13 protein-coding genes and 1 pseudogene are annotated in these 13,745 nt (G+C 41.0%); 11 read left to right on the top strand and 3 right to left on the bottom strand.

Annotation, left to right across the window (positions count from 1 at the left end; genetic code table 11):
* Positions 1-101: 101 nt before the first annotated feature.
* The 8 genes from CUU66_RS18105 to CUU66_RS18070 all read left to right on the top strand — a co-directional run bounded on the left by CUU66_RS18105 (position 102) and on the right by CUU66_RS18070 (position 8,111).
* On the top strand, positions 102-953 hold the full coding sequence (locus CUU66_RS18105; RefSeq protein WP_101644772.1) for a GRP family sugar transporter: 852 nt from the start codon (positions 102-104) through the stop codon (positions 951-953).
* A gap of 15 nt (positions 954-968) precedes the next feature.
* Positions 969-1,754: a glucose-1-dehydrogenase gene (locus tag CUU66_RS18100; RefSeq protein WP_101644770.1), complete on the top strand. Its 786-nt coding sequence runs from the start codon at positions 969-971 to the stop codon at positions 1,752-1,754.
* 271 nt (positions 1,755-2,025) lie between these two features.
* Entirely contained in the window at positions 2,026-2,436 is a 411-nt protein-coding gene (locus CUU66_RS18095; RefSeq protein ID WP_101644767.1) for a hypothetical protein, read from the top strand.
* Between the two features lie 411 nt (positions 2,437-2,847).
* A complete protein-coding gene (locus CUU66_RS18090) occupies positions 2,848-3,864 on the top strand; it encodes an XdhC family protein (protein ID WP_101644765.1) in 1,017 nt (338 codons plus the stop codon).
* Complete coding sequence (locus CUU66_RS18085) at positions 3,831-4,448, top strand: nucleotidyltransferase family protein (protein WP_101644763.1); 618 nt, start codon at positions 3,831-3,833, stop codon at positions 4,446-4,448. Before CUU66_RS18090 ends, CUU66_RS18085 begins: the two co-directional genes overlap by 34 nt.
* Positions 4,449-4,478: 30 nt before the next feature.
* Positions 4,479-6,800, top strand: a complete 2,322-nt coding sequence (locus tag CUU66_RS18080; RefSeq protein ID WP_101644761.1) for a xanthine dehydrogenase family protein molybdopterin-binding subunit — start codon at positions 4,479-4,481, stop codon at positions 6,798-6,800.
* Positions 6,797-7,639: an FAD binding domain-containing protein gene (locus CUU66_RS18075; RefSeq protein WP_101644759.1), complete on the top strand. Its 843-nt coding sequence runs from the start codon at positions 6,797-6,799 to the stop codon at positions 7,637-7,639. Before CUU66_RS18080 ends, CUU66_RS18075 begins: the two co-directional genes overlap by 4 nt.
* Before the next feature lie 22 nt (positions 7,640-7,661).
* Positions 7,662-8,111, top strand: a complete 450-nt coding sequence (locus tag CUU66_RS18070; protein WP_374703010.1) for a (2Fe-2S)-binding protein — start codon at positions 7,662-7,664, stop codon at positions 8,109-8,111.
* Positions 8,112-8,660: 549 nt separating this feature from the next.
* On the opposite strand, the pseudogene CUU66_RS18065 reads toward CUU66_RS18070, so the two are convergent.
* Both CUU66_RS18065 and CUU66_RS18060 read right to left on the bottom strand, forming a co-directional pair.
* Positions 8,661-8,750: pseudogene (locus CUU66_RS18065) on the bottom strand (YjcZ family sporulation protein); the annotation flags it as partial.
* Between the two features lie 337 nt (positions 8,751-9,087).
* Positions 9,088-9,348 (bottom strand): hypothetical protein, encoded by a 261-nt coding sequence (locus CUU66_RS18060; RefSeq protein WP_101644755.1) that lies wholly within the window; start codon positions 9,346-9,348, stop codon positions 9,088-9,090.
* A gap of 325 nt (positions 9,349-9,673) precedes the next feature.
* Here CUU66_RS18060 and CUU66_RS18055 point away from each other — a divergent pair, with 325 nt between their 5' ends.
* The 3 genes from CUU66_RS18055 (at position 9,674) to CUU66_RS18045 (ending at position 12,744) form a co-directional block, all read left to right on the top strand.
* Entirely contained in the window at positions 9,674-10,600 is a 927-nt protein-coding gene (locus CUU66_RS18055; RefSeq protein WP_101644753.1) for a DMT family transporter, read from the top strand.
* Between the two features lie 99 nt (positions 10,601-10,699).
* Positions 10,700-12,229: a hypothetical protein gene (locus CUU66_RS18050; RefSeq protein WP_101644750.1), complete on the top strand. Its 1,530-nt coding sequence runs from the start codon at positions 10,700-10,702 to the stop codon at positions 12,227-12,229.
* Between the two features lie 146 nt (positions 12,230-12,375).
* Positions 12,376-12,744 carry a hypothetical protein gene (locus CUU66_RS18045; protein WP_180955347.1) on the top strand — a complete coding sequence of 123 codons (369 nt, stop codon included), beginning with the start codon at positions 12,376-12,378 and terminating at the stop codon, positions 12,742-12,744.
* A gap of 174 nt (positions 12,745-12,918) precedes the next feature.
* Here CUU66_RS18045 and CUU66_RS18040 read toward each other — a convergent pair whose 3' ends face one another.
* Positions 12,919-13,176, bottom strand: a complete 258-nt coding sequence (locus tag CUU66_RS18040; protein WP_101644748.1) for a hypothetical protein — start codon at positions 13,174-13,176, stop codon at positions 12,919-12,921.
* Between the last annotated feature and the right edge of the window lie 569 nt (positions 13,177-13,745).

The following is a 13,745-nucleotide window of genomic DNA, read 5'->3' as shown; positions in this document are numbered from 1 at the left end:
AAAGTATCGATAGAATAGCTTATTTAAGGCCAGAATAATTTTATGAAATTTAGTTTTTCTGAAAGCTTAGGGATAATTCTTAACAAAGAGCAGGTGAAGAAATGGCAGGTATCTTATATGCGCTGCTTCCAGCGGTGGCATGGGGCAGTCTTGTATTTGTGAGTGTCAAGCTGGGAGGGAATGCATATAGCCAGACAATAGGTATAACAGCAGGAGCATTCTTATTTTCTATAGTAATCTATTTTATAAAGAGCCCTGATTTGACTCTGTCCGTTCTTCTCATCGGTTTTATTTCTGGAGTTTTATGGAGTATAGGGCAGTTATATCAGCTCGCAAGTGCACAAAATGTAGGTGTTTCGAAAGCAGTTCCTATTTCTACAGGAATGCAATTAGTGGGGACTACTTTATTCGGAGTTTTTGTATTTCATGAGTGGGATACGGCCGCTGCTATTACAATCGGCAGCTGTTCCATACTTCTGATCATATCAGGCGTCCTTCTGACATCCTTCGGGCAGCAGGGCGACAGCCAAAAAGGTGAGCTGAAAAAAGGGATTTTTACATTACTCCTTTCTACCGCTGGTTTTGTAGGTTATGTCATTATTCTAAAGTGGTTCAATATTGGCGGCTGGGAGGCAGTGTTGCCGCAGTCTATTGGTATGGCGGGAGGGGCATTCCTTTTATCCATGCGTCATAAGCCATTTACCACATATGCGTTAAAAAATATTTTGACTGGAGTCATGTGGGCAATAGGAAATCTTGGTCTCCTGCTGGCAATTCCTAGGATAGGGGTAGCAATCAGTTTTTCGATGTCACAAATGGGTATAGTAATCTCAACATTCGGCGGTATCTTTTTACTTGGGGAAAAAAAGAGTAAAAGGCAGCTGATTTTCGTAGTAATTGGAAGTGTCCTGGTAATTGCAGGCGGTGTATTGCTTGGAGTTACAAAGAAATAAGGAGGAGATTAAGGGATGTATGATGATTTAAAAGGAAAGGTTGCAGTGGTAACCGGTGCTGCAACTGGTCTTGGAAAAGCAATCGCCGAGAGATTGGCAGCAGAAGGTGCGAAAGTGATCGTAAATTATCACTCGAATAAACAGGGTGTGGATGAATTTATTAGCGTTATTGAAGAAAATGGAGGCACCGCTGCTGCCTTTCAGGCGGATGTTACAAAAGAAGAGGAAATAAAAAGCCTTGTCCAATTTGCTTCTGACACATTTGGAAGCTTGGACATTATGGTTAATAACGCTGGAATTGAAAATGAAGTTCCATCCGCAGAGCTTTCTCTTGAAGAGTGGAACAAAGTAATTAACGTGAACCTAACGGGAATGTTCCTTGGAAGCAGGGAAGCGATCAAATACATGCTGGAACATAACATCAAGGGGTCTGTTATTAATATGGCATCTGTCCATGACCGGATTCCATGGCCGCACTTTGTCCATTACGCGGCAAGCAAAGGTGGGGTGAAAATGCTGACAGAAACACTGGCTCTCGAATATGCACCAAAAAGAATCAGGGTAAACAACATTTCGCCTGGCGCCATTGATACACCTATCAATGAAGAAAAGTTTAACGACCCGCAAGCAAAAGAGGAAGTGCTGAAGCTGATTCCGATGGGGTATATCGGCAAGCCTGAAGAAATTGCAGCTTGTGCTGCGTGGCTTGCTTCTGCCGAATCCAGTTATGTGACAGGCATTACTTTGTATGCAGACGGTGGAATGACGAAATATCCAGGATTTCAGGCTGGAAAAGGGTAATGAGTTGAGCCGGGAAACCGGCCCTGTTTTTTGTGAGAAATAACGGAAACAAAATCAGCAGCAGGGTAAAAGATCCTTCACAATATTTAAAAAACCATTTACAAGCAAGAAACAAAATCATACTGAGGGGTATGTTAAGTATTTTCCTTTATAACGTTCTCAAAAGATGAAGTGCAGCAAAAAGCTGCATTTTTTTTTCGGATTTTATAGATTCCAATAACCCTTAATTTTGTTCAGAATAGAATAACACAGAAGGGTGGGCTGATATGGAATGCAATGCAAAATTGAACATGAAAACCAAGTTATTAGTGCAATTCAGTTTGAAATTGACATCATTTTAGCTGCCCTGCTATTAACTGGTCAAATAACGGTCATAAGAGTTTACGTTATACCAGGAGGCTTTGGCTTTTCTTTGGGAGGCCCTCTTACTGGAAGGAGCAGACTGGAAGGTAGATCCAAAATAAAAGCTTTTAGCTTTGCTATAGATCTTTTAGATATCTTACTCGCCATTTTATTGCTGACGCGAAAAATTACCTTTGAAGGCCTGTTTGTAGGACCTGGCAGATTTAGTTTTAATGTTTCTGGACCTATTTTTGGTATTCCAAAGCCCCAGCCTGTTCAGTCAGAGATAGAAAAAATAAGTAAGGAATTTCGCGGAATCGTGGCAGAGCATTTTATGTAAGACGAATTTAATCAAATAGTATAACCCATGAACCGGACCATGAGCCGCGGGACGATAAGCTATATGCTGGAAAACTAATGCAGCAAAAGGATGATATTTATGAATCTAACGGATTTGCCGGTGTTTAAACCATCGGAAGGGGGCACCTTTATTATTGCTCTAACACTGATTATATTTATATTTTTCTTTACTCAGGATAAACCGGAGGATCAAAGGTAATTTGAGATCTTTCATTTCGACCTATGAGGGCTTTTTTGATGAAGCCGGGCCATTGACCCCTGCTCATTTGTTAAGAATCTGAGTTATAGATGGAATGCTAAATATTAGAGTTCCAATTTTACTCATGTTCATTCAAGTGGTTCATATATTAGGATATGGGTTTTTAAATATCTGGATTAATGAGGTTGAAAAATGACTAATTTTTACGATCTGCTGGATGAATTGGCACTTACTTCTCAAAATTGCCTTCTAGCTACTATTATCCATGTTCAAGGGTCTGCCTATCTAAAGGAAGGTACATCCATGTTGATTAAGGAGGATGGAACAACCCTTGGAGTGTTAAGTCCTGGATGCCTCGAAGCAGACCTTTTACACCGGGCTCAAGATGTATTTTCTAGAGGAGTACCGCAACATGTACGATATGATCTTCGCGAAGAAGATGATTTGTCATGGGGTGCAGGTGCAGGCTGTAATGGTATTCTACATATCCTTCTTGAACCGATTACCCCGAACCTGAAACTACAGTTTTCCAACGTAGCGGGCAGTTTGGCGAATGGCCATTGTGTAGTTCATAAGAAAGAGTTATCCAAAGACTTTTCGCCTAGAAAGAATACATTCATTCCAATAAAACAAAGTGACTTAAGAGGTTGTTTTAGAAAAAGCGGGATAGTATCTGACTCTGATGGGACTTACGAATACATTCATTGCTATAAACCAAAACCACGCCTGATCATATTTGGTGGAGGAGAAGACGCTAAACCGCTTGCGTCAATGGCTGCAAGATCAGTTTTTTCCGTGGTGATATGCGACTGGAGAGAAGGGGTATGCAGTGTGGAATCTTTCCCTCATGCATCGGACATTCTGATAGGGACTGTACAAGAAAACATCCACTCTCTAAATGTAAATGAAAGTGACTTTGTGGTAGTAATGAGCCATCATTTTAAAAAGGATAAAGAGTTTCTTGAAATGCTCTTAATTAAAAAGGTGAGGTATTTAGGGATTCTTGGACCGAGGGAAAGAACCGCGAAACTTTTCCATCCTGCAAGAATCCCTGAATGGGTGAGTTCCCCAGTAGGTTTACCAATTGGTGCAATGGGGCAGGAAGAAATAGCTATAAGTATCATAGCAGAATTAATCAAGGCACTTAGAGCACATGGGGGAGGAGACCTTCGTTCATGGCAGCCAAACGAATTGCCGGAATATATCTAGCAGCGGGCAGCAGTAAAAGAATGGGGTTCCAAAAGCTCCTTCTCCCTTCTCCACAGGGTATAATTGGGACAGCTGCTCTGAAAACTGCTATTAAATCCTGCCTCGACTTCATTATTATAGTGACAAACTCTATTCTTCTCTCCTCATTTCAAATGTTCAACCATAATGATAAATGCCATATCATACTCTCTCCTGATTCTGACAAAGGAATGTCACATTCTCTAAAAGCTGGTCTTAAGAAAGCACTTGATTTACATGTCGATGCCATAGTGGTCATCCTTGCGGATCAGCCGCTTATTTCTGAAACAATAATCAATCATTTAATTCATACTTTCCGTAAAAGAGAAGAATGTTTATTTGCAGCATCCAGCTTCAATAGTTTGATAAGACCCCCAGTCTTGCTGTCTTCAAAATTGTTTCCAGAAATAAATAATTTAGTGGGAGACGAAGGAGCTCGGAGGATTATACGAAGAGAATATTTACATAAAGGGGTTATCACAAATTATCAGCAAGAAGAATTATTCTTAGACATAGATACTTTTCAGGATTATTTGTTAATCAAAAAGCTAATGAGAGTAAAATGAGCCTCCAAACAACAAGAGGTGGTGGAATATATGCGGGTAATCGGAAAAAGTGTAGGTAGGAAGGACGCCGAGGAAAAAGTAACTGGAGCTGCAAAATACACGGATGATTACATCTTCAACAACATGCTGCATGCTAGAGTAGTTTGCAGCCCATATGCACACGCACTAATCAACAGCATTGATTGGTCTAAAGCAGAGAAAGTACCTGGGGTCCGCTCTATTGTAACGGGAGTGGGATTGCCCTTAACTGGCGAAGAAATCCGGGATCGCAGCCCCATAGCCTTCAAAAAAGTACGCTACCACGGAGAGGTGGTTGCGCTTGTTGTAGCTGATCATCCCGCACAGGCAGCTGAAGCGGCCTCATTAATTGAAATATCTTACACACCACTTCCAGTTGTGAATTCTCCCAGACAGGCCTTTCAGCCGGATTCCCCTTTGGTCCATGAGCATATGGAGGCATATGAAATTAATGTAAACGTATATCCAGAGCCTCATACAAATGTAGCCCATCGAACGAAGATTCGTAAAGGCAATATTGAAAAAGGACGCATGGAGAGCGATGTGTTTGTAGAAGGATCCTTTTCGTTTGCTCCTTCTGATCATGCAGCAATGGAGACGCGAAGCTGTTTCGCAGAAATACGCCCCAATGGGGATGTAATCATAACCTCTTCGTCACAGGCACCATTTATGATAAAAAAACTGATTAGTTCTTATTTTGGTGTGGAAATAGGAAAAATCATCGTGAATACTCCTCTTGTAGGCGGAGCATATGGCGGAAAAGCATCCGTACAATGGGAGTTCCTGGCATATATTGCCGCAAAATCTGTTGAAGGAAGACCTGTTAAGATTTTGTACAGCAGGGAGGAAGACATTTTAACTGCCCCTGTACACATTGGTCTCGATGCAACAGTGAAACTGGGATGTACAAGGGACGGAATCTTAAAGTCAGCTGAAATCCTTTATCTATTTGATGGAGGTGCATATGCAGATAAATCACCGGATTTAAGCAGGGCAGCAGCAGTTGATTGCACAGGGCCCTATCATATCGAAAATATCTGGTGCGATTCGCTATGTATGTATACGAATCATCCATATGCATCGCCATTTAGAGGGTTCGGCCATTCTGAAGTTCATTTTGCCTTTGAGCGTACTATGGATATGCTTGCTAAAAAACTGAAAATAGATCCCCTTGAGCTTCGGTACATAAACGCAATACAGCCTGGCGACACAACTCCAACACAGGTCTTATTAAACAAAAGCAATGTAGGGAATGTAAGAGCCTGTATTGATAAATTAAAAGAACTTATGGATTGGAACGGGGAGACTAAGATAGAGTCAGGAAAACACACAGTGAGAACCAAAGGGGTAGCCTGTATATGGAAAACCTCTACGATTGACCCTAATGCAAGCTCTGGCGTTATTTTAACTTTTAATCCAGATGGCAGTGTAAATTTAATGTCAGGGGTAGTGGAAATCGGGACTGGAACCAAGACTGTACTGGCCCAAATATTAGCAGAACGATTGAGGCTGGATTATGACAAAATTCACGTAAAAATGAAAGTTAATACCCAGACTACACCTGAACACTGGAAAACGGTTGCGAGCAGAGGCACTTTTATGGCTGGCAGGGCGGTTCTTGCTGCGGCGGATGATGCGATCCTTCAGATTAAAAGTATTGCCTCCTGCATTTTACGAGTCAGGGTAGAGGATTTAGAAATTGATTCAGGAAAAGTATTTGTAAGAGAAGAGCCTGGAATAAATCTGAAATTTGAAGATGTTGTGTATGGATATACCTACCCGAACGGAAACTCGATCGGAGGGCAGATTATAGGCAGAGGAAACTATATCCTGCGGCATATGACATACCTGGATGCTGATACGGGGGCGGGGAAGCCAGGGCCGGAATGGACAGTCGGGGCACAAGGGGTAGAAGTGGAATATAACACGATCAATCATACGTATAAAGTTGTGAAGGCTTATTCGGTCATTGACATAGGACAGGTTTTAAACGAAAAAACAGCAAGAGGCCAGGTAATGGGAGCCATGAGCATGGGTCTTTCCTTTGGCGGGCGTGAAACGTTTTATTTTGATCAGCACGGGAGAGTTTTAAATCATCGGCTAAGGACTTACAGGCCTCTTCGCTTTGGCGAGCAGCCAGAATATGCTGTGGAATTCATTCATACTCCACACATGGAAGCCGCATACGGAGCAAGGGGGGTGGGCGAGCACGGATTAATAGGGATGCCGGCAGTCCTTGGTAATAGTTTATCTCTGGCTGCTGGTGTTGAGTTAAACCATCTGCCCCTTATTCCAGAACAGATCTGGAGAGCTAAAAGGAGGCCCCAAGAATGATACCGACCGATTTTGAATATTACCTGCCTGCCACAATATCGGAGGCTGTTCACTTATACCGGACATTAAAAAACCACGGTAAAAAGCCTCTTTATTATTCAGGGGGTACGGAGATCATCACATTTTTGCGCCTTCATTTAATTGAAACGGGAGCGGTCATTAATATAAATGCTATTCCTGAGTGCAGACAGAACAATCTCATTGGAGATTCATTAACGCTGGGATCTTCCCTCACGCTGACTGAGATTGAAGAAGCAAATGTATTCCCGCTTTTGTCTGCAGCCTCGGCGGGTGTTGCGGACCATACATCAAGAAATAAAATAACACTTGGAGGAAACATATGCGGCATGATTTTTTATCGCGAAGCGGTTCTGCCATTCCTGCTATGTGACAGCTACTGTATGATTGCGGGGGGTGATGGAGTGAGAAAAGCGCCAATTAATTCCCTATTTAATAAGAGCCTGCAGCTTACAGAGGGTGAATTACTAGTTCAAATTATCACACAAAAAAGGTATTTAGACCTCCCTTTTATATGCATAAAGAGGAGACAGCAGTGGGAGACAGGGTATCCCCTGGTGACAGTTGCAGCATTAAGGAACGGTAATGAAATCAGGGTCGCAATCAGCGGGCTTTGCCCGTTTCCTTTTCGTTCGGCCAAAATGGAAGCAGACTTAAACAATACAAAATTATCACTTGAAGAGAGGATAGAACTTGCCTTTAGGCACTTGCCAGCACCGATACTTCATGATGTGGAAGGATCAGCTGAATATCGTTTGTTTGTTTTGAAGAACACGTTACTGGAGATCATTCCAAAATTGGAGGCTGGGGCCATTGCATGATTTCCCGCTTAGTAAACGCAGGATCATCCTGAATATCAACTCGGAAGATGTGGACATATATATCCGGGCTGCAGATCTTCTCCTTGACACCATTCGAGAATCTTTAGGATTAACGGGTTCAAAACCGGGATGTTTAAATGGAGATTGTGGAGCTTGTACCATCATTCTTGATGAAAAGCCAATGAAATCCTGTCTGATGCTTACATTGGAAGCTGAAGGAAAGAAGATCATGACCATCGAAGGATTAAAAAATACACCGATTCAGAAAGCATTCATTGAGCATTTCGCCTTTCAATGCGGGTATTGCACACCTGGATTTATTATGAACTGTCACTCACTTATTAAAAATCAGCCTAACGCTGATCCCCATACAATTAAAGAGTGGCTCCAGTCGAACATTTGCAGGTGCACGGGCTATCAGGAGATTGAAACAGCCGTATTATCAGTTTTAAGAAAAGACTATAATAAATAAAAATTGCAGCACCAGATTTATATATAAAAGAACTTAATTTAAAAGTGGATAAGTATATCAACTTTAAGTTAGGCGTTATGTGGAAAGCTTTAACGGATAGTACCCTTGTAGACGTATAGTAAAATTTCTCAGTGCCACGCTCTATTATTAATTGCTCCAATTTCACTGTCCTATATTAGTTTATTTTTTGCAGGGGAATTCCTCTGTCTAAGTTTCCTCTTGAAGATCACAGCACAAAAAGGGGAATTACTCCTTCCCCTTTAAAAAACATCATGAATTCAGTAAGGTTCTTCTAAGGCTCTTTTTTAAAACGTGTTGTTTTTCAATAATTTCTCTTGACCCTTCCCTGTTGTTATACAGGCTGACAGGAACGTAAGGTTAGACCCTAATCCAGCTGCCAGCTGAGACCCCGCAGGCGAAGCTAAGGAGGTTCGGGCGTCCGTCCCGAGGAAAGCGAGCACGCCCCTGTGCTTTAATCAACCTCTTGTTCAATAGCAGCAAAGTTTGCCAAAACCGTTTTAGAAATGAACATCTAGAACGTTTTTGATATTAACCGCACCAGAATACAGCACCCACGATAATTAACAGAATGAATAATACTACGATTAACGCAAAGCCGCTGCCTGTACTGTAACCGCCTCCGTAACCAGCGCCGCCATAACCGCCGCCGCAACATCCAAAGCCCATATATTTCACCACCTGTTTTTTTGATCATTCCCTAATAAACTATGACGCCGATTCTTTTTGGTTTGGACACGCACCTAAGAGAAGAAGTAATAGGCTTTTATTTTTGGCCCAATCTAGAACAAAGAGACCTATATTTGAAAAGTAAGTTTACTTAAAACGTGAAACCTTAAGACCTGCAGCTTTTGTTTATACGTCAAGGACGAACATTTTCTCACCTTACAAAAGGTAACGGTCATGACCTATCCTAAAAAACTTTCATTTTCTTCTCTTTGACATCGGATTTTAAAATCTACCAAAAAAATGCTAGAAAAGCGATGGATGTAATCGCACCGAAAGCAAAGGCTTCAGCCGCTCCACCCCAGCCATATCCCCCAAAATATCCGTACCCAAATCCTCCGTAGCCGCGATTTCCAGAAACAGGGCGGATGTATAATCGATGCGGGGTCACTCTGTGAATGATTCCCCGGTGTACTGTACCCCTTCTTGTCCTGATTTCAACCGGTCTTCCAACAGCTCGGACTGTCTGATGATAATACTTATGATAAGCCACTATTTTTCAACTCCTATTTGAATGAATGTTTTCCATGTTTTATGGTATGTCCAATTGGATTAAACTGTGTAGATACATACACCGTATTGAGTAAAAAGAGGTAAACACATATATGAGCCGTAACTGATGTAGGCGAGATTAATAGTAACGGAACTGGCGAGAATTCGATGTGCTATTCGTAATTTCGAGATGGAAATATTAAAGGTGAACAGCCGCATGGGACAGATCTCTTTTAACTAGCGAATGTAAAAAAATTCAAATGCAGGGTATCCATATGTAAATAAAGAGACTAAAATTAAAAGTAAATAACTTAGGTGGGTAAACAATGAATAAGTACAAAGGCTATTTCATGGTAGTTGTCGCTGCGTCTTTATGGGGTGTATCTGGTACGGCAGCCCAGTATGTGTTTGATCATTCTAATGTTTCAATGGAATGGCTTGTAACTGTGAGGATGTTGATATCGGGGTTGTTATTTATTACACTTTGCTATTTGGGGAAAGAAAGAAAAAACGTCTGGAGTGTCTGGCAGTCGAAAAGATCACTGCTTCAAATCGTATTTTTTGGTCTGGCGGGCATGCTGGCTGTACAGTATACCTATTTCGCTTCAATTGAACAGGGGAATGCTGCTGTTGCAACCCTGCTGCAGTATCTGGCACCAGTGTTCATAATGATATATTTCCTGGCGGTGTTAAAAAAGCCACCCAGCAGATTTGAGCTGATATCGTTTGTTCTCGCGTTATTAGGGACATTCCTGCTCCTCACTAATGGGGCTTCGGAAAATTTAACGGTACCTGCAGCATCTATTATATGGGGAATCATCTCCGGAGTAGCTCTTGCCTTTTATACATTATATTCCGGCAAACTTATTCAAACATACTCCTCAATTATTGTTGTTGGATGGGGCATGCTGATTGGAGGAGCAGCGATGTCGTTTATAAAGGCTCCATGGGACTTTACCCCTTCAGGATGGACTTCTTCTACTATTGTCTTAATTCTTTTTGTAATATTGTTTGGGACACTTGTTCCTTTTTTTCTGTTTATAGACAGTATGAGATACATAACTGCAAAAGAATCAAGTCTCCTGGCTTGTACTGAACCCCTTTCTGCTGTATTAACATCCGTGGTCTGGCTCGGAGTTCCGTTTGGATTTTATCAAGCAGTTGGCGGAGCAGCTATCCTAATAATGGTAATACTGCTTACACTCAAGCCCAAGGAAACGAATGAAAAAACGTCAGAAAATGTAAATTATTAATCTTTTAAAATAATATTCTTGTTTATAAAAGGGATTTTTTAGGAAATTATAGAACCAATATATATAAGGAAAAATAATTTACGTCAAGGAGATTTTAAAGTGACAAAAAGAGCTTATTTTTATCCGTTTGTGATTTTAGTTATACTGTTAGCAATATTATTTGCAGAAAATATTCGGCTGGAAACAAAGCTTCCAAGTGAGGGCTGGAGCAGATCCTATAATTTGAAGGCCGAATCTTCGAGTCTCGCTAAACCATTTACACTCAATCAAATAGCGTATTTCTCAGAGGATAATCAAATAGCTGAAATTGCCTGTACAGACACCATGGAATGTACAAAAAAAACGAGGGCCAAGACAGCTGTACCGGGAAATTCAGAGATTTGGATTGATAATACTAAGACAGTCTATCAGGATGGTACAAATTTGTTTCTTGTGAAAAACGGGGAAACGTCCCAGATTGCTGCTGATATTACGAATGTTAAGACCAGTGAAAATTTTGTTCTGTACTGGAAGGATCAGAAACTTTACCAGTTTAATCCTAGTACGGAAAAATCAAAATTAGTATCATCATTTGACTATCCCATTACCGATATCACTTTCTTTAATAAAACCTTTGTAGTAGCAGAAGAAGTTAATAGAGGCAAATTTCAGCTTACATATTTTAATGAAAACAGAACTGATTTTAAGGCTATACCCTTGCCGGACATCACTTTTATAAATGGGGAAAATCTAGAAGGCATCAAATACAGCCAGCAAGGAGACAGTCTTTTCTTCATGCTGAATACAATGAGGCTGTCACAAGGGAATAAAGAATATGATCTCTTAGAATTTGTACAGGATATATATCAAACACAAAAAACACCAAAATTGCAAAAAGTAGAGCTTGCGGACTATGAAACCGGAACTGCATTACAAAATCCAAGAAACATGAATTTCAGACAGAAGCAATCAGGGGGAGAGCTGCTTTTTTCAGCTTACGGCCACAGGTTTTCCAAGTATGAAGGATATAATCTGTATTCAGCAGAGAAAGTCAATGGCATTTGGAGAGCTAAACGCGTGAGCACAACCAAAGATTTGCCTGTACAGCCTTTTTGGCTTGGAGACGATAAAATTTTGTGGACAAATTTTACCGGAAAAATGAATACTCTTTACGGTACTGCGTCCAATAGTGAAGCTATCCACAAAAGCGAAAAGATCACCAAAGAAGATATGAAATTTGCAGCTGCAAATACTGTCTCGGGGTCATTTGGCAGCTTTATCATTCTTTTGTTTACTATGCTCTGGGTCATATTGCCCTGCATTTATTTCACAGTTCTTTTCTTTGTCAAGGGAAATCTATTTGAAGATGAGACCAAAAGGTGGATTGTGCTGATCCCGATTCTTCTCTACACAGTAAGCCAGCTTTATACCTTCAACACCAGCTTTAGAAAGGAAAGCTATATATTTGCACCAGATTATTTAACCTTCCAGGGCAGCTTCATTGTATGGCCGGTCATTGTCGCCCTTATATCGTGGGGATTGTTAAAAATAAGCAAAATTAGAGATGTGAACCCAGCGGGAAGATTCTTCTATTTTGCGGTTATTGACACCTTGATTATTGTTTTTCTAATAGGTCCTTATGTCTTATAACTGTATTTAAATACTTAAGAACTGCGTACTGCAGTTCTTTTTTTTATCTATGTATTTAACTCATGGACAGCTGCCTATACCAACACTGGATGAATATCATATTTTGTAATGTATTCCAGAAAGAAAAATATGAGGAGGAAAAACTTATGCAACAGCAATTTATAGATCATGAAATTAATGAGAATGACCAGAGAATACGTCCATTTGGGTTTGGGTTCGGAAGGCCTGGCTTCGGCTTTGGAGGTTTCGGGAGACCTGGCTTTGGCTTTGGAGGATTTGGCAGACCATGGGGCTTTGGCCGTCCATGGGGCTTTGGTTTTGGCCGTCCGTGGGGCTGGGGAGGCTGGGGAGGCTGGGGACTTGGAGCTGGCCTATTAGGCGGTCTGGCTTTAGGGGCTGCACTTAGCCCGTACGGTTACGGCTACGGTTACGGTTACCCATATTATGGGTATGGATATCCAGGCTACGGCTACGGCTACGGTTACCCGGGATACGGCTACCCTTATTATATTTGACAGAAAATCGGCCCTCTTCGATGAGGGCCGAAATATTGATTCCAATTTAAAAAAAGTCCATGACACAAAAAAGAGCATAAGAAATGGAAACCCTAAAAATTAAAAGTTATACTTACGAGAGCTTCAGTTCCAGCTTTTTAAACTTTTTTTTGATTTTATTCATACTCCATTTATTTAACATTCATAAAAACTTTTATAGTTTAATCTGTTTTTCTCATATTGATAGGCGTAGGACTTAAAGAAAAAGCTGAATTCATCATAAAACAGCTTCTGTTTGGGCGGAAAATCATACATAGATAGGAATGAGCTGATTACCTCTTCATCAATTATATTGTCAAAAATGCCTGTTAATTGAAATTGATAGCTATATTGGTCAAAGAGAAAGGAACAAAACTCTTGCTCAAAAATGGCTTTAACTCTGGATATTTCCATGCTAAACAACCTCCATTGATTAGTATTGGAGGAATTAAACACTTTTAAACAAAGGCTCTTTTCTAAAAGATTATTGTTTTTTTAATAAGTTCTGTGAACAAACCCTATTGTCAAACAGGTTGATTGGAACGTAAGGTGCGAGACTCCTTGATCCAGCTACAAGCTGAGACCCTCGAGTCATAAGCCAATCAGTCCATGAGAAGAAAAACCGCTTCTCACGGCCTGCTCGTCTTATGCTTTTCAGGTCTCTGTCTTCCCTAAAAATTTTGTGTTGATAAAAGATGAGCTTATCATGGGAGTTCTTAAACAATGTTAATGGGGAAGGCACCGCTTTCCGCTTTTCGATTTGTCCAGATCCGGACTGACACCGCGGGTCTAGCCAATCGCCATTAAAAGGCAAAATCGGCCTTTTACTGCCGCTAGTCTTATGCCGGGCTAACGCACGAAGCATAGTGCGAGCCAGGCGGGGCCACAGGACGGGGCGTTACGAGCGTGGTAAGGGCGACTAAGCTTCTGTCTTCGCTGTCGCTTGCCAATCAGCAAGTCTTCTTTATCAGGTGTCTGCTTTT

Source organism: Peribacillus deserti (assembly GCF_002863585.1).
GTDB lineage: Bacteria > Bacillota > Bacilli > Bacillales > DSM-1321 > Paraperibacillus > Paraperibacillus deserti_A.
This window is presented reverse-complemented; position numbering and strand designations above follow the sequence as displayed.